Source organism: Rhodoferax sp. MLSD5-FHT05B10, assembly GCF_058793415.1.
In genome coordinates, this window is the sequence record NZ_JBXAFT010000004.1 from 31,876 (window position 1) to 46,750 (window position 14,875).

Genomic DNA, 14,875 nt, shown 5'->3' on the forward strand with positions numbered 1-14,875 from the left:
TGGCGATGCGTAGATCCGCCGGCTTAGGCCGACCCAACATACAAAAACATACCAGCAACTGCGTTAACAGATTTATTGAAACTTCAGGAGAACAACATGGCCATCGAAATGATTGAAGAAGAAGCGTTTAACCAAGGCACCCAGATCAAGGTCATTGGCGTGGGCGGCGGCGGCGGCAACGCGGTCGAGCACATGATCAACACGGCGGTCGGCGGCGTGGAGTTCATCTGCGCCAACACCGATGCCCAGGCCCTGTGCCGCAGCACGGCGCACAAGACCATCCAGCTCGGCGCGGGTGGCCTGGGCGCTGGCAGCAAGCCGGAGAAAGGCCGCGAGGCGGCCGAGCTGGCCGAGTCCGATATCCGCACCGCCATTGAAGGCGCGCACATGCTGTTCATCACCGCCGGCATGGGCGGGGGCACCGGCACCGGCGCGGCGCCGGTCATTGCCCGCGTGGCCAAGGAAATGGGCATTCTGACGGTGGGTGTGGTCACCAAGCCCTTCGACTTCGAAGGCGGCCGCCGTATGAGCAACGCCGACTCCGGTCTGACTGAACTGGAAGCCAATGTGGACTCGCTGATCGTCGTGCTCAACGAAAAACTGCTGGAAGTGCTGGGCGATGACGTGTCGCAGGACGAGGCCTTTGCCCACGCCAACGACGTGCTGAAGAACGCGGTGGGCGGCATTGCCGAAATCATCAACGTGCCCGGCCACGTGAACGTCGACTTTGAAGACGTGCGCACCGTGATGGGCGAGCCCGGCAAGGCCATGATGGGCACGGCCCTGGCCAGCGGCCCGGACCGCGCCCGCATTGCCGCCGAGCAGGCCGTGGCCTGCCCGCTGCTCGAAGGCATCGACCTCTCCGGCGCCAAGGGCGTTCTGGTGCTGATCACCGCGGCCAAGGGTTCGCTGAAGCTGTCCGAATCCAAGCTGGCGATGAACACCATCCGCGCCTACGCGTCGCCCGACGCGCATGTGATCTACGGTACTGCGTACGACGACGAGCTGGGCGAGAACATCCGCGTCACCGTGGTGGCCACCGGCCTGTCCCGCCAGGGCGCGCGCCGCACGGCCCCGCCGCTGCAGGTGCTGCGTACCGGTACTGACAACGTGCCGTTCCATGTGCCAACGCTCAATGCCCAGGCCAATGGCGTGGCCAGCGTGGGCGCGGCACCGGCAGGTCTGGCCCAGCCGGACTACGGCAGCATGGGTACGCCGGCCGTCTGGCGCGGCCGCACCTCGGCTGCCGCCAAGGTCGACGCCCTGTCCAGCGGTGGCATGGACGACTACGAAATCCCGGCCTTCCTGCGCAAGCAGGCGGACTGAGCGCCCCACACCCCTGCATGGGCGCCCCTGTGGGGGCCGGGGTCGCCTGCGGGCGGCCCCGCGTCCGTGCCCCTGCGCTTTTACAATATGGCCGTGCTCAAACAACGAACCCTCAAATCCATTACCCGCGCCGTGGGCGTGGGGCTGCACAGCGGCCAGCGGGTGGAGCTGACCCTGCGCCCGGCGGCGCCTGACACGGGCATCGTGTTCCGGCGCGTGGATCTGCCCGCGCCCGTGGACATCGTGGTTGGGGCCACAGCCGTGACGGATACGCGGCTGGCGTCCACCATTTCCAATGGCGCGGTCAAGGTCAACACGGTGGAACACCTGATGTCGGCCTGTGCCGGCCTGGGGGTGGACAACCTGTACGTGGACATCACGGCCGAGGAAGTGCCCATTCTGGACGGCTCGGCGGCGTCGTTTGTGTTCCTGCTGCAAAGTGCGGGCATCGAGCTGCAGAACGCGCCGCGCCGCTTCATCCGCCTGCTGCGCCCGGTGGAGGTGCGCGAAGGCACGGGAGCGGCCGAGAAGTGGGCGCGGCTGGAGCCGTACCACGGCTACAAGCTCAGCTTCGAGATCGACTTCAAGCACCCTGCGGTGGACTCCACCGGCCAGTGCGTGGAGTTCGACATGAGCACCGGCTCCTACTCCAAGGACATCGCGCGCGCGCGCACCTTCGGTTTCACCAAGGACGTGGAGATGATGCGCGCCAACGGCCTGGCGCTGGGTGGCGGGCTGGACAATGCCATCGTCATGGACGACTACAAGGTGCTCAACGCCGACGGTCTGCGCTACGACGACGAGTTCGTCAAGCACAAGATCCTGGACGCCATGGGCGACCTGTACCTGGTGGGCAAGCCGCTGCTGGCCAGCTACCGGGCTTTCCGTTCCGGCCACGCGCTCAACAACAAGTTGCTGCGCGAACTGCTCGCCCATGCCGATGCCTGGGATGTGGTGACCTTCGAAGACGAGAAGCAGGCCCCCAACGGGTTTGCGCAGCTGGCGCGGGCCTGGTAGGGCGCTGGGCGTCGCGGTTGCCATGGCATTCTTCCGCTGGTTCGTTCTGTTGCTGCTGCTGGGCGCGGCCGTGCTGTTTGCCGCCTTCGCCGTGACCGGTCAGGCGCGTTTCAAGCGCTGGGGCCTGTTCATCCTGAAGTGGACGCTGCTGGGGGCCTTTGGCTTCTTCGGTGTCCTTATCCTGCAGCGAATCGCCTAGCCGCCCTGGCTGCCCTGGCTGCGTCAGCGGCTGCGCCCCGCCCGGTAATTGCCGCCGATCTTGCCGCCCAGGCCGCTGGCCTGCGCCAGGCGCGCCATGGCGCTGCCGGCGTGGGCGTGGGTGATGGCCAGGCCCAGGGCGTCGGCGGCGTCCGGACCGGGCAGGCCGGGCAGCACCAGCAGGCGCTGCACCATGGACTGCACCTGGGCCTTGTCCGCCCGGCCGTGACCGGCCACCGCCTGCTTCATCTGCAGCGCCGTGTATTCGGCCACCGGCAGGTCCTTGGACACCAGGGCGGTAATGCAGGCGCCGCGGGCCTGCCCCAGCAGCAGGGTGGACTGGGGGTTGACGTTGACGAACACGATCTCCACGCAGGCGCAGTCCGGCTCGTAGCGCTGCACCACCTCGCCGATGCCGTCGAACAGTACCTTGAGCCGCGCCGGCAGGGCGCCAACTTCCAGGTGCTGGGTGCTGATGGTGCCGCTGGCCACGTAGCGCAGTGCGGACCCTTCCACGTCGATCACGCCGAAGCCGGTGGTGCGCAGGCCAGGATCGATACCCAGTATTCTCATGCTATGGTTTTAGTAGCTGCCTGCGCAAGATGGGCGCCGGCTACAGGTTGAAATACCACCGCGCGGAGTGGAAGAAGACCGGTGCGGCAAAGCACAGGGCGTCCACCCGGTCGAGCAAGCCGCCGGCGCCGGTGGTGGAGCGGCCCTCGGCGCCCCAGCTGGGGATGCCGCGGTCGCGCTTGAGGGCCTTCATGACGAAGTGCCCCAGCGAGCCGGCCACGCAGGCGATGAAGGCCAGCGCAAACGCCGTGCCCGGCACCCAGGGCGTGATGCCCGCCAGTACGGCGCCCACCAGGCTGCCCACGCCCACGCCCATGCCCCAGCTGCGCCAGTTGAAGCTGCGGCTGATGGCCGGCGCCACCGGCGGACGCTGCAACCGGCGCGCGGCCAGGTGCTGCGTCAGCATGCAGGTCTGCATCACAAGCACCAGGAAGAACACCAGAAAGGCGTTCTTGTTGTCGTAGCCCGGGAACTTCAGCATCAGCAGGGCCGGCACGTGGCTCATGCCGTAGATGCACACCATGATGCCCCACTGCAGCTTGGCATTGCGTTCCAGGAAGCGCAGCGGATCGTTGGCCAGGGCGCTGACCAGGGGCAGCGCGAGAAACACATAGACCGGGATGAACACCGCGAACATGTCGAAGTGGCCGGCCCCCACCAGCCAGTACTGCACGGGCAGCACCACAAAAAAGGCCAGTACCAGGCTGCGGTGGTCGCCCAGGCGGGTGGGTGACAGGGTCAGGAATTCGCGCAGCGCAAACAGTGAGACCAGGGCGAACAGGGTCAGCGCCACCCAGTCACCGGCGACCCAGCCGACCCAGAACACCAGCACCATGAACCAGCTGGTGCGCAGGATGCCGTCCACGTCCTTGAGCTCCCTGCGCCACCGCTCGGCGTGGGCGTCGTCGCCATGGTCGCGGAGGGACAGGATGAAGGCCGTGGCGCTGGCCAGCAGCAGCAGCCCGAACACCAGCACGAACAGGGCGCCGACCTGCTGCGTGGGAGTCATGTTTTTCAGGAAGAAGTACATGGCCTTGTCCTATACGTCGCGCAGCGCCAGCACGGCACTGCGGGCACGCTCCAGGAAGGCGCGGCGGTCCTCGCCGTCCTGCAGAGCCATGGGAGCGCCGAACGTGACGGAGCACAGCACCGGCACCGGCACCACCTCGCCCTTGGGCAACACGTGCTGCACGTTGTTGATCCAGACCGGCACCAGCACCACGTTGGGAAATTTCGCCGCCAGGTTGTACAGGCCCGCCTTGAAGGGCTGGGGCTCCCCGGTGAATCCCCGGGTGCCCTCGGGGAACAGGATGATGGAGTCGCCGTTCTCCAATGCGTCAAACAGGGGCTCCAGCGGGTCTTCCTCGGCGCTGCGGTCGCGGGAGACGTAAATCACGTTGAAGACGGCGGTGGTGAGCCATTGCCGAAAGGGCGACTTGGTCCAGTAGTCGCGTGCGGCGATGGCGCGGGTCACGCTGCGCAGCTCGTGGGGCAGTGCGGCCCAGATCATCACCAGGTCGGCGTGGCTCTGGTGGTTGGCGAAGTAGATGCGCTGTTCGGCCTTGGGCGGGCAACCGTGCCAGCGCGCCTGGGCGCCCGTCAGCACCCGGATCAGGCCCAGCAGAAACCAACCCATCAACTTGGCAAGCATGGCCGCGATGATACAGACCGTTGGCCGTGCCGGTCAGGGCAGCTGCGCGTCGCCCATGCGAGCGGTGATGACGGCGGCGCGGCCCGACAGGTAGGCCGAGTTGGGCAGCTTCTCGAAGTAGCGCGGGCGCGGCAGCATCACGGCCAGGCGCGCGGCTTCGAAGGCATTGAGCTGGGAGGCGGGCTTGCGAAAGTAATGCTGCGCGGCCGCCTCGGCCCCGAACACGCCTTCGCCCCATTCCACGCTGTTGAGGTAGATCTCCAGGATGCGCTGCTTGGAGAGCAGGCGCTCCAGCAGCAGCGTCAGCACAAACTCCTGGCCCTTGCGCACCAGGGTGCGCTCGCCCGACAGGAACAGGTTCTTGGCCAGTTGCTGGGTGATGGTGGAGCCGCCCACGATCTTGGGTGGCCGGGCCACAGGCACCGGTTTACCCTGGGTCATGCGCGTTTCGGGCTTGCGGGCCGCGGCGCGCTGTTCGGCCTTGGCATTCTTCTCCCAGGCCTTCTCCAGCGCGTCCCAGTCCACGCCATCGTGGCTGCTGAAGCCATCATCTTCCGAGGCGATGACGGCACGCTTGAGGTTGTTGGAAATCTGCGCGTAGTCCACCCATTGCTGGCGCCAGCGCAGGGTGCCGGTTTCGTTGGCAATGCGCCAGGCTTCGGAGCGCTGGAAGGTGGTGGACTGGGGTGCCACCACCGCCATGGTGGCAATGCGCAGCACAAAGTACAGCTGCAAGGCTGCCAGGGCGAGCACGCACAGGCCGAGCCAGCGCAGCAGGGCTTTCATGGCTGTGCGGCCATGCTGGCTTCCAGCGTCTCGTTGCGGGTGAACTTGAAGCGCGACACCACCAGGATCTGGTCGGCCTGGCGGCGCATGGCCGCATTGAAGGCGCCGAAGGGACCGGCGGACCGGGCGATGTTGGCGGCGCGCCGGTCCAGCGTGGCGTTGCCCGAGCTCTGGGCCACCTCGGTGTCGAGCACCCGGCCGTCGTGGTTCACGGTCACCACCATGGTGAGCTCGCCGTACAGTTTCCTGCCGCCGGCCTGCGGGAAGTTCTCGGTGCCGCGGTCTTCAATGGCGTGGCGCATGGCGTCGTAGTACACCGCGTACACCTCTTCGCGCGTCGCCGGGCTGATGTAGCGCTTCTTCGGGCGCTCGTTTTCCTGGTTGATGCGCCGTTCGATCTCGGCCAGCAGCTTGGTCAGCTGGCGGCGCTTGGCTTCGCGTTCGGCCTGCTCGGCCTTGGTGGGCGCCTGGCGCGGGTCGGGCGCGCGCAGGGCGGTGAGCTGGTTCTTCACTTCGGCCAGCAAGGTGGTCTGCTGCTCCTGCAGGGTCTGCAGCTGCCGGGCCGATTCCTGCTCCATGGTGTCGCCTAGGTCCGTGAACGCGGAGGGCGGCAGCGGGCTGGTGGCGCGGCCCTTGTCGGCGTCACCCCCTCCGGCCAGCGCGGCCTGGGCGATGGCCCGGGCCTTGTCGGGCTTTTCGTTGCTGCGCGCGTTGACCAGGATGACTTCCAGCGGCGTGTCCTCAAACACCCGATTGAAGGACTCGGGGTCCACGAAGCGCACTGTCAGCAGCGCGGCGTGCACCGCAATGGATGCGCCAAGGGCGAGTTGGAGAGTGCTGAAGGACCGCAGGTTCACGGAGCAGGATTATCGCCGGAAGGCTCGGTGGGTTCGTCCAGGTCGACGGCGATCGCAATCGGGCCGGCCACTTCCTCGTCTTCTCCGCCGTCGGCTTCCTCATCGGCCGTTGCGGCCCCGGCCGCCGGTGTGTCGAGTTGCTCCACCACGGTGCCGTGGATGTCCAGCGTGATGAGGTCCATCTCGCCGAGCTTCACCCGCACCCGCGCGCCGCGTGGCAGGTTCTGCGCACCCATCACCGGCAGCACCAGGGGCAGGGTGTCGGCGCGCACCATGTTGTCCTTGAACACGCTGGCCGTCAGCTCGGTGATGGCGTTTTGCTGCAGGTAGCGCAGGGTCCAGAACCGCTCGATGGCGCCCTGGAAACCGTTGTAGGCACTGTAGGCCGCATCGAAGCCGGAGATGATGGAAAACAGCTCGGCGTCCTTGGGCTTGAACGGCGCGGCCAGCGCCGCGGTCTTGCCGTGCTTGACGCAGGCAATGATCTGCCACTGGTTGACCAGGTCGGTGTAGCGGCGCAGCGGCGAGGTGCTCCAGGCGTAGCTTTTCACGCCAATGCCGGCGTGCGGCAGGGCCTTGGTGCCCATGCGCACCTTCACTCCGGGAGCGAGCGAGGCCTGGCTGCGGTAGATGCCGGGCACGCCCAGCTCGGCCATCCAGTTGCCCCAGGTGCTGTTGGCCAGGATCATGGCCTCGGACACGATCAGGTCCAGCGGCGCGCCGCGCATGCGGGTGCTGATCTGCACGGTCTCGTGGCCCTGCGGCTCCAGCTTGCCGTTTTCCAGCAGCCGGAAGTTGTAATCCGGCCGGTTGAAGGTCTCGGGCTTGCCGCGCACCACCTCGCGCTTGGCCTTCAGGTTTTGGGCTAAGCGGTATAAAAATGATAGCTGCTCACGCAGGTCCGGCAAGGGGTGTGGCTCGTTTTCATGGTTGAAAGCGGGGTCGGTCAGCCAGGCCTCGGTGACCACGGTGTCGAGCTGGTCGTGGCGCAGGTTCCAGGCGATGGGCACGCGCTCCACGCGGGACTCGCTGCCTTGGATCTCCAGTGTGGCCTCGTCCAGCGTGACGTAGAGCGACAGCGCCGGGCAGTCGCGTCCCTCCTGCAGGGTGTAGCTCTGCACCACGTCGTCGGGCAGCATGGTGACCTTGTAGCCGGGCATGTAGACCGTGGACAGGCGGGCACGGCCGAGCTGGTCCACGGCGCTGCCGGGGCGCACGGCCAGCCCGGGCGCGGCAATGTGGATGCCCAGCGTGAGGGTGCCGCTGCCCAGGCCCTGCACCGAGAGGGCGTCGTCAATTTCCGTGGTGGCCGAGTCGTCAATGGAGAAGGCCTGCACCGGGGCCAGCGGCAGCGCATCGTCGATGGTGGGCGCCGCAATAGTGGGAAAGCCCGTGCCCTTGGGGAAGTTCTCCAGCAGGAAGCGCTTCCAGTGGAACTGGTAGGGCGAGGCAATGGCGCCGGCCTTTTGCAGCAGCTCCAGTGGCGCGGTATGGGTGGCGCGGGCCGCCTCCACCACGGCCTTGTACTCGGGGGCGTTCTTGTCGGGTTTGAACAGGATCTTGTACAGCTGCTCCTGGATCGGCGCCGGGCACTGGCCGGCGCCCAGGTCGGTGGCCCACTGCGTGATCTGCAGCGCCACCAGTTTTTTCTTCTCGATGGCGGCCAGGGCCTGCGCAATCACCTCGGCCGATGCCTTGCGGAAACGCCCCTTGCCGGCGCGGCGGAAGTAGTGCGGCGCCTCGAACAGGCGAAACAGCATGGCCGCCTGCTCCACCAGCGGGGCCTGGGCAGAGAAATAGTCACGCGCCAGGTCGGCGAAGCCGAACTCGTCTTCGGGGGCGAACTCCCAGGCCAGCTCCAGCTCGATGCCCTGGCTGGCGGCCTGCGCCTGCGCGATCAGCTCGGCTGGCGCCGGTTTCTCGAACTTCAGCAGGAGGTTGGCGGCCTTGACCTTGACGCGCTTGCCGCTGTCGAGTTCCACCTGGGCGGAGGACTCCGCCTCGGACAGGATACGACCGGCCAGGAATTTTCCGGTTTCTTCAAACAATACATACATGGGGTGGATTGTCCCATGGGCGGCCCAGGCGCCGGGATTCAGGCGGCCAGCTCCAGAAACGCCAGCACGCGGTCCAGCTGGGCGTCGAAGTCGCTCAGGGCATGGTCGCTGCCGGTCAGCAGGGTGACCTGGGTGGCGGCATAGCGGGCGTGCATCTCGCGCCAGTCCAGCACTTCATCCCCTTGGGCCAGGATGGCCAGGTAGCGCTCGGGGTGGGTCAGGGGGCCGGCGTGCAGGGCGCGCAGCTCGTCCACATATTCCGGGCGGAAGAAGAACCGCTCCTGCGGGTCGTGCCAGCTGGTCTGCTCGCCAATGTAGCGGGCCAGATCGCGCGCCGGGTGCACCGCGGGGTTGAGCAGCACGGCCTTGCAGCCGGTCTGCTCGGCCACCGCAGTGGCGTAGAAGCCGCCCAGCGAGGAACCCATGACGGCCATGGTGGCGCGCGGCCAGTGCCGGATGCCCTGCAGGACCAGTGCCATGGCTTCGCGCGGAGAAGGTGGCAGCTGCGGGCACCACCAGGTGACGCCGGGAAAACGGGCAGCGACCAGCGCGGCCATGGTGCGAGCCTTGGTGGACTGGGGCGAGGAGCGGAAACCGTGCAGGTAGAGCAGGTGCGTGGTGGGCATCGGGGCATGGTAACGGCGAAACAGGGTCCCGCCGTACCGCCGATAATGGCGGGACTTTATGGCAACAGTTTTCGAGAACCCCCCCCTCTGGCGGCGCGTCCTGCCCTGGTTTCAAGGTTTTGACGGCCCGCTGGCCTTCGCCGTTTTCATGCTGGCCTGCGCAGGCCTGCTCACCATGTACTCCTCGGGTTACGACCACGGCACCCGGTTCGAGGACCACGGCCGCAACATGCTGATTGCCGCCACCATCATGTTCGTGGTGGCCCAGGTGCCGCCGCAGCGGCTGATGGCCCTGGCCGTGCCCCTGTACGTCATAGGGGTCACGCTGCTGGTTGCCGTGGCGGTGTTCGGCATCACCAAGAAGGGCGCCAAACGCTGGATCAACGTGGGCGTGACCATCCAGCCCAGCGAGATTTTGAAAATTGCCATGCCGCTGATGCTGGCCTGGTGGTTCCAGAAGCGCGAGGGCCAGCTGCGCCCGCTGGACTTCATGGTGGCCGCCGTACTGCTGGCGTTGCCGGTGGGGCTCATCATCAAGCAGCCCGATCTGGGCACCGCCTTGCTGATTCTCGCCGCCGGCCTGTCGGTGATCTTCTTTGCCGGCATGAGCTGGAAGCTGGTGATTCCGCCGGTGGTGCTGGGTCTGGTGGGGGTGGTGCTGATCGTGGCGTTCGAGCCGTCCCTGTGCGCCGATGGCGTGCGCTGGCCGGTGCTGCACGATTACCAGCAGCAGCGCATCTGTACCCTGCTGGACCCCACGCGCGACCCGCTGGGCAAGGGTTTCCACATCATCCAGGGCATGATCGCCATCGGCTCCGGCGGCGTGCTGGGCGTGGGCTTCATGAAAGGCACGCAGACGCACCTGGAATTCATTCCTGAGCGCACCACCGACTTCATCTTCGCGGCCTTTTCCGAGGAGTTCGGCCTGCTGGGCAACCTGTTCCTGATTGGCGCGTTCATTTTCCTTATCCTGCGCGGCCTGGCCATCGCGCTCGAGGCACCCACCCTGTTTTCGCGCCTGCTGGCCGGCAGTGTGACCATGATTTTCTTTGTCTATGCCTTCGTCAACATGGGCATGGTCAGCGGCATCCTGCCCGTGGTGGGCGTGCCCCTGCCCTTCATCAGCTACGGCGGCACCGCCATGGTGACGCTGGGGCTGGCGCTGGGCATCCTGATGTCGATTTCCAACTCCAAGCGGCTGGTGCAGTCCTGAGCGCCAGCAGGCTTGCGGGGAGGCGCCTAGAATCGGCGCATGATTGCACGCGAACCCACCATCGAGCGCCTGGCCATTGCCCAGAGCCTGCTGCTGACGCCTTTTGGCCTGAACGAAACCCACCTGGCGCGCGCGCTGGCTGAGATCAAGGCGCACCGGGTTGACGAAGCCGACCTGTACTTCCAGTACACCCGCTCCGAAGGCTGGAGCCTGGAAGAAGGCATTGTCAAAACCGGGTCGTTTTCCATCGACCAGGGCGTGGGCGTGCGGGCGGTGAGCGGCGAGAAAACCGCGTTTGCCTACTCCGACGACATCTCCGAGGCCTCGCTGCTCGACGCGGCCCGCACCGTGCGTACCATTGCCGGTGCAGCCCAGGCAGGGCGCGCGCGGGCAGCTTCCAAAAAGATAGCAAAAGCGCGGTCGCTGTACGCCGGGCTGGACCCGATTGCCACCCTGGACAGCACCACCAAAGTGGCCTTGCTGGGCAAGGTGGAGCGCCTGGCGCGGGCCAAGGACCCGCGCGTGGCCCAGGTCATGGCCGGCCTGGCCAGCGAATACGACGTGGTGCTGGTGGCCCGTGCCGACGGCACGCTGGCTGCCGATGTGCGTCCGCTGGTGCGCCTGTCGGTGACGGTGATCGCCGAGCACAAGGGCCGCCGCGAGGTGGGTTCTGCCGGCGGCGGCGGGCGCTTTGGCCTGGCCTATTTCGACGACGCGCAAATTGCGAAATACGTGGACGAAGCCGTGCATGCGGCGCTCACCAACCTGGACGCGCGACCGGCGCCGGCCGGCGAAATGACCGTGGTGCTCGGGCCGGGCTGGCCCGGCATCCTGCTGCACGAAGCCATCGGCCACGGGCTGGAGGGCGACTTCAACCGCAAGGGCTCCAGCGCCTTCAGCGGGCGCATCGGCCAGCGCGTGGCGGCCAAGGGTGTCACCGTGCTGGACGACGGCACCATCGCAGACCGCCGCGGCTCGCTCAACGTGGACGACGAGGGCAACACCAGCCAGCGCAACGTGCTGATCGAGGACGGCATCCTCAAGGGCTACATCCAGGACGCCATGAACGCGCGCCTGATGGGCGTGGCGCCCACCGGCAATGGCCGGCGCGAAAGCTACGCCCACATTCCCATGCCGCGCATGACCAACACCTACATGCTCGGTGGCGACAAGGACCCGCAGGAAATCGTGGCCAGCATCAAGAAGGGCCTGTACGCCACCAACTTCGGTGGCGGCCAGGTGGACATCACCTCCGGCAAGTTCGTGTTCTCTGCCAGCGAGGCCTACTGGGTGGAGAACGGCAAGATCCAGTACCCGGTCAAGGGCGCCACCCTGGTGGGCAGCGGGCCGGAGTGCCTCAAGCACGTCTCCATGATCGGCAACGACATGCGCCTGGACAGCGGCGTGGGGACCTGCGGCAAGGAAGGCCAGAGCGTGCCGGTGGGTGTGGGGCAGCCCACGCTGCGCATCGATGGCCTGACCGTGGGCGGCACGGCGTAAGGCAGCCGTTTTCGGACTGTGCTACATTGATACCCATGAATGCGGTCCGTTTTTTCTTTGGCTACTTTTGGTTCTCAAGCGCTGTTGGCGGTAGAGAGTTCTGAACGTACCTGAAAAAAACGTCCTGACCTTCCAAGAACCGCCGGCACCCCCGGCGGTTTTTTTTGCTTTTTTAGTTCACTTTTTGACTTAGGAGCCTCCAGCATGACTGCAAAAGCCTCAGCCACTTCGGACGCATGGACCCCGCCGGCCGCCCGCCCCGCTGACCGCACCAGCCAGACCGACGACGAACGCATCAAGGACATCACCGTGTTGCCACCTCCCGAGCACCTGATCCGCTTCTTCCCCATCCGCGGCACCGCCGTGGAAACACTGATCACCGACACCCGCCGCCACATCCACAAGATCATGGCCGGCAAGGATGACCGCCTGCTGGTGATCATCGGCCCGTGTTCCATCCATGACCCGGCTGCCGCCCTGGACTATGCCCGCCGCCTGAAGGCGCAGCGCGAGAAGTACAAGGACACGCTGGAAATCGTGATGCGCGTGTATTTCGAGAAGCCGCGCACCACCGTGGGCTGGAAGGGCCTCATCAACGACCCCTACCTGGACGAGAGCTTCCGCATCGACGAGGGCCTGCGCATGGCGCGCCAGTTGCTCATCGAGATCAACCGCCTGGGCCTGCCCGCCGGCAGCGAGTTTCTGGACGTGATCTCCCCGCAGTACCTGGGCGACCTGATTGCCTGGGGCGCCATCGGCGCGCGCACCACCGAAAGCCAGGTGCACCGCGAACTGGCCTCGGGTCTGTCGGCGCCCATCGGCTTCAAGAACGGCACTGATGGCAACATCAAGATCGCCACCGACGCCATCCAGGCGGCGGCCGGTGGCCACCATTTCCTGTCCGTGCACAAGAACGGCCAGGTGGCGATCGTGCAGACCAAGGGCAACCCGGACTGCCACGTCATCCTGCGCGGTGGCAAGGCGCCCAACTACGACGCGGCCAGTGTGGCGGTTGCCTGCAAGGACCTGGAGAAGGCCAAGTTGCCGGCGACCCTGATGGTCGATTGCAGCCACGCCAACAGCAGCAAGCAGCACGAAAAGCAGCTGGATGTGGCCCGTGACATTGCCGGCCAGATTGCCGGTGGCTCCCGCCACATCTTTGGCGTGATGGTGGAAAGCCACCTACACGCCGGGGCCCAGAAGTTCACTCCGGGCAAGGACGATGCGGCCCAGCTGGAATACGGCAAGAGCATCACCGATGCCTGCCTGGGCTGGGACGACTCCCTCCAGGCGCTGGACGTGCTGTCCGCGGCCGTGAAGGCCCGCCGCGCCCGCTAGGGTTTGGGTTCGCGCGGCGCGCGGTTGGCGTCCAGCAGCGGCTGGACCCAGTCGCGCGCCTCGGCCATGGTGGAAAAGACGGCGAAGGGCCGCCCGATCGAGGCAAAGATCTCCGTGAAGTAGGATTCCATGATCCGCCCGCCTTCTATCTCGGGGCCGACGACAAAGGCGGTCGCAACCGGCTTCTGCTCGGGGGGCAGTTGGGTCTGGATTAGCTCTGTGTAGCGCTGGATGCCGTCCGGCGGACACATGGCGCTGCCCACAAAGGTGGCGATGCTGGCCCAGGGGCCCGTGCGTTCCAGGGAGCGCAGCATGGCGGCCTGCGTAACGGCCATGCAGTCGACCAGTTCCTTGTTGAAGGGACCGGTGCAGGTGTACTGCAGCACGTCGCCCTCCATGGCAATATCCACCCGGCCATGCGGGGCAAACTGGGTGACTTTCACCTCGTCGGTACTGATTTTGGGGATGGGCATGGCAGCAATGGGGTGCAGGAGGCGGCGCAGATTGATCCATCTCAATGGTAGCAAATGGGGCCCTGCGTAAGCTGACAATGGGGCGGGCTGGTCAGCAGCCGCCGGCCCCGCATGTACTTTGCATTCTTCCGGAGAATCCATGAAAGCGTTTCAAGAGTATTACCCCGAAAACGTGGCGCACTGCTATGGCTGCGGCCAGCTCAATGCCCACGGCCACCAGATCAAGACCTATTGGGAGGGGGAGGAAACGGTCACCCGCTTCAAGCCCGAGCCGTACCACACCTCGGTTCCCGGCTTTGCCTATGGCGGCCTCATCGCCTCGCTGATCGACTGCCACAGCACCGGCACCGCCGCCGCCGCCATGTACCGGTCCGAGGGGCGCGCCATGGACACGTTGCCGCCGTTTCGCTTCGTCACGGGCTCGCTGCACGTGGACTTTCTCAAACCGACGCCCCTGAGCGGTGCGATTGAAATCCGCGGCCGCGTCAAGGAAATCAAGGGCCGCAAGGTCATCGTGGAAACCACGGTGCTGGTCGATGGCGTGGCCACCGCCCGTGGCGAGGTCGTGGCCGTGCAGATGCCGGCCAGCTTTGGCGGCGGGACCTGAGCATGGCGACCCCCCCGAACGTCTGGGACGAGCGCTTTGCCGAGCCCGGCTACAAGTACGGCACCGAACCCAACGCCTTCCTGCGCGAGCAGGCAGCGCGCCTGCCGCCGGGGAGCCGCGTGCTGGTGCCCGGCGACGGCGAAGGCCGCAACGGCGTCTGGCTGGCCGAACAGGGGCATGCCGTCACCGCGGTGGATGCTTCGCAGGTGGGCCTCCAAAAAGCCCGTGCGCTGGCGGCCAGCCGGGGCGTGGCGCTGGCGACCGAGTGGGGCGACCTGACCGACTGGGCGCCGCAGGCCGCCAGCCTGGATGCCGTGGTGCTGGTCTACACCCACTTGCCCGGTGCCATCCGCCAGAGTGCCCACCGCCGTCTGGCGCAGGGCTTGCGACCCGGTGGCTGGTTGATCCTGGAAGCGTTTCACCCGGCGCAGCTGGCCCATGCCAGCGGTGGCCCCAAAGATCCCGATATGCTGTACACGCCCGAACAGCTGGACGCCGACTTTGCTGGTTTGCTGGCCCCCGTGCTGGTGTGGCACGGCGAGACCACCCTCTCGGAAGGCCCGGGCCACCAGGGGCTGGCCCACGTGACGCGTTGGGTGGGGCAGCGTTTGGGGTAGGAATGGGGCTCTGATGCCCGAATTTGCTGCGCAGGC

Annotated in this window: 16 protein-coding genes; 8 read left to right on the top strand and 8 right to left on the bottom strand. The window is 66.6% G+C overall.

Going from position 1 to position 14,875, the window contains the following annotated elements; genetic code table 11:
• The first annotated feature begins 96 nt into the window (after window positions 1-96).
• The 3 genes from ftsZ to AC1Q5W_RS07365 all read left to right on the top strand — a co-directional run bounded on the left by ftsZ (window position 97) and on the right by AC1Q5W_RS07365 (window position 2,542).
• The gene (gene ftsZ, locus AC1Q5W_RS07355; protein WP_492644169.1) at window positions 97-1,326 is read left to right on the top strand and encodes a cell division protein FtsZ; all 1,230 of its coding nucleotides are present in this window, start codon (window positions 97-99) and stop codon (window positions 1,324-1,326) included.
• 93 nt (window positions 1,327-1,419) lie between these two features.
• The gene (gene lpxC, locus AC1Q5W_RS07360; RefSeq protein ID WP_492644168.1) at window positions 1,420-2,343 is read left to right on the top strand and encodes a UDP-3-O-acyl-N-acetylglucosamine deacetylase; all 924 of its coding nucleotides are present in this window, start codon (window positions 1,420-1,422) and stop codon (window positions 2,341-2,343) included.
• Between the two features lie 22 nt (window positions 2,344-2,365).
• Complete coding sequence (locus AC1Q5W_RS07365; protein WP_492644167.1) at window positions 2,366-2,542, top strand: hypothetical protein; 177 nt, start codon at window positions 2,366-2,368, stop codon at window positions 2,540-2,542.
• Window positions 2,543-2,565: 23 nt separating this feature from the next.
• On the opposite strand, the gene ruvC is transcribed toward AC1Q5W_RS07365, so the two are convergent.
• From ruvC to AC1Q5W_RS07400, 7 genes are read right to left on the bottom strand one after another with little or no spacing between them, the layout of a single operon-like run.
• Window positions 2,566-3,114 carry a crossover junction endodeoxyribonuclease RuvC gene (gene ruvC / locus AC1Q5W_RS07370; protein ID WP_492644166.1) on the bottom strand — a complete coding sequence of 183 codons (549 nt, stop codon included), beginning with the start codon at window positions 3,112-3,114 and terminating at the stop codon, window positions 2,566-2,568.
• Between the two features lie 40 nt (window positions 3,115-3,154).
• Window positions 3,155-4,144 (bottom strand): phosphatidate cytidylyltransferase, encoded by a 990-nt coding sequence (locus tag AC1Q5W_RS07375; RefSeq protein ID WP_492644165.1) that lies wholly within the window; start codon window positions 4,142-4,144, stop codon window positions 3,155-3,157.
• A gap of 9 nt (window positions 4,145-4,153) precedes the next feature.
• The gene (locus AC1Q5W_RS07380) at window positions 4,154-4,765 is read right to left on the bottom strand and encodes a lysophospholipid acyltransferase family protein (protein ID WP_492644164.1); all 612 of its coding nucleotides are present in this window, start codon (window positions 4,763-4,765) and stop codon (window positions 4,154-4,156) included.
• Window positions 4,766-4,798: 33 nt separating this feature from the next.
• Window positions 4,799-5,551: a transglycosylase domain-containing protein gene (locus tag AC1Q5W_RS07385; protein ID WP_492644163.1), complete on the bottom strand. Its 753-nt coding sequence runs from the start codon at window positions 5,549-5,551 to the stop codon at window positions 4,799-4,801.
• Window positions 5,548-6,402: an energy transducer TonB gene (locus AC1Q5W_RS07390; protein ID WP_492646131.1), complete on the bottom strand. Its 855-nt coding sequence runs from the start codon at window positions 6,400-6,402 to the stop codon at window positions 5,548-5,550. Before AC1Q5W_RS07390 ends, AC1Q5W_RS07385 begins: the two co-directional genes overlap by 4 nt.
• A gap of 2 nt (window positions 6,403-6,404) precedes the next feature.
• Entirely contained in the window at window positions 6,405-8,465 is a 2,061-nt protein-coding gene (locus AC1Q5W_RS07395; RefSeq protein WP_492644162.1) for a ribonuclease catalytic domain-containing protein, read from the bottom strand.
• A 38-nt stretch (window positions 8,466-8,503) separates the two neighbouring features.
• Entirely contained in the window at window positions 8,504-9,091 is a 588-nt protein-coding gene (locus tag AC1Q5W_RS07400; RefSeq protein ID WP_492644161.1) for a YqiA/YcfP family alpha/beta fold hydrolase, read from the bottom strand.
• 58 nt (window positions 9,092-9,149) lie between these two features.
• On the opposite strand from AC1Q5W_RS07400, the gene rodA reads away from it, so the two are divergent.
• From rodA to AC1Q5W_RS07415, 3 genes are all read left to right on the top strand, one after another.
• Window positions 9,150-10,304 (top strand): rod shape-determining protein RodA, encoded by a 1,155-nt coding sequence (gene rodA, locus AC1Q5W_RS07405; RefSeq protein ID WP_492644160.1) that lies wholly within the window; start codon window positions 9,150-9,152, stop codon window positions 10,302-10,304.
• 39 nt (window positions 10,305-10,343) lie between these two features.
• On the top strand, window positions 10,344-11,804 hold the full coding sequence (gene tldD / locus AC1Q5W_RS07410) for a metalloprotease TldD (protein ID WP_492644159.1): 1,461 nt from the start codon (window positions 10,344-10,346) through the stop codon (window positions 11,802-11,804).
• 204 nt (window positions 11,805-12,008) lie between these two features.
• Window positions 12,009-13,142, top strand: coding sequence for a 3-deoxy-7-phosphoheptulonate synthase (locus tag AC1Q5W_RS07415; RefSeq protein WP_492644158.1), 1,134 nt, complete (start codon window positions 12,009-12,011; stop codon window positions 13,140-13,142).
• Here the strand turns inward: AC1Q5W_RS07415 and AC1Q5W_RS07420 are convergent.
• Complete coding sequence (locus AC1Q5W_RS07420; RefSeq protein WP_492644157.1) at window positions 13,139-13,615, bottom strand: hypothetical protein; 477 nt, start codon at window positions 13,613-13,615, stop codon at window positions 13,139-13,141. The genes AC1Q5W_RS07415 and AC1Q5W_RS07420 overlap by 4 nt on opposite strands.
• 139 nt (window positions 13,616-13,754) lie before the next feature.
• Here AC1Q5W_RS07420 and AC1Q5W_RS07425 point away from each other — a divergent pair, with 139 nt between their 5' ends.
• Both AC1Q5W_RS07425 and AC1Q5W_RS07430 read left to right on the top strand, forming a co-directional pair.
• Complete coding sequence (locus AC1Q5W_RS07425) at window positions 13,755-14,222, top strand: PaaI family thioesterase (RefSeq protein WP_492644156.1); 468 nt, start codon at window positions 13,755-13,757, stop codon at window positions 14,220-14,222.
• 2 nt (window positions 14,223-14,224) lie between these two features.
• Complete coding sequence (locus tag AC1Q5W_RS07430; protein ID WP_492644155.1) at window positions 14,225-14,839, top strand: class I SAM-dependent methyltransferase; 615 nt, start codon at window positions 14,225-14,227, stop codon at window positions 14,837-14,839.
• Window positions 14,840-14,875 lie beyond the last annotated feature (36 nt).

Coding starts and splice junctions, on each gene's coding strand:
- ruvC (WP_492644166.1), bottom strand. CDS start 3,114: ATGAGAATACTGGGTATCGATCCTGGCCTGCGCACCACCGGCTTCGGC.
- AC1Q5W_RS07385 (WP_492644163.1), bottom strand. CDS start 5,551: ATGAAAGCCCTGCTGCGCTGGCTCGGCCTGTGCGTGCTCGCCCTGGCA.
- AC1Q5W_RS07365 (WP_492644167.1), top strand. CDS start 2,366: ATGGCATTCTTCCGCTGGTTCGTTCTGTTGCTGCTGCTGGGCGCGGCC.
- AC1Q5W_RS07430 (WP_492644155.1), top strand. CDS start 14,225: ATGGCGACCCCCCCGAACGTCTGGGACGAGCGCTTTGCCGAGCCCGGC.
- AC1Q5W_RS07375 (WP_492644165.1), bottom strand. CDS start 4,144: ATGTACTTCTTCCTGAAAAACATGACTCCCACGCAGCAGGTCGGCGCC.
- AC1Q5W_RS07395 (WP_492644162.1), bottom strand. CDS start 8,465: ATGTATGTATTGTTTGAAGAAACCGGAAAATTCCTGGCCGGTCGTATC.
- tldD (WP_492644159.1), top strand. CDS start 10,344: ATGATTGCACGCGAACCCACCATCGAGCGCCTGGCCATTGCCCAGAGC.
- AC1Q5W_RS07400 (WP_492644161.1), bottom strand. CDS start 9,091: ATGCCCACCACGCACCTGCTCTACCTGCACGGTTTCCGCTCCTCGCCC.
- rodA (WP_492644160.1), top strand. CDS start 9,150: ATGGCAACAGTTTTCGAGAACCCCCCCCTCTGGCGGCGCGTCCTGCCC.
- AC1Q5W_RS07425 (WP_492644156.1), top strand. CDS start 13,755: ATGAAAGCGTTTCAAGAGTATTACCCCGAAAACGTGGCGCACTGCTAT.
- AC1Q5W_RS07415 (WP_492644158.1), top strand. CDS start 12,009: ATGACTGCAAAAGCCTCAGCCACTTCGGACGCATGGACCCCGCCGGCC.
- AC1Q5W_RS07420 (WP_492644157.1), bottom strand. CDS start 13,615: ATGCCCATCCCCAAAATCAGTACCGACGAGGTGAAAGTCACCCAGTTT.
- AC1Q5W_RS07380 (WP_492644164.1), bottom strand. CDS start 4,765: ATGCTTGCCAAGTTGATGGGTTGGTTTCTGCTGGGCCTGATCCGGGTG.
- ftsZ (WP_492644169.1), top strand. CDS start 97: ATGGCCATCGAAATGATTGAAGAAGAAGCGTTTAACCAAGGCACCCAG.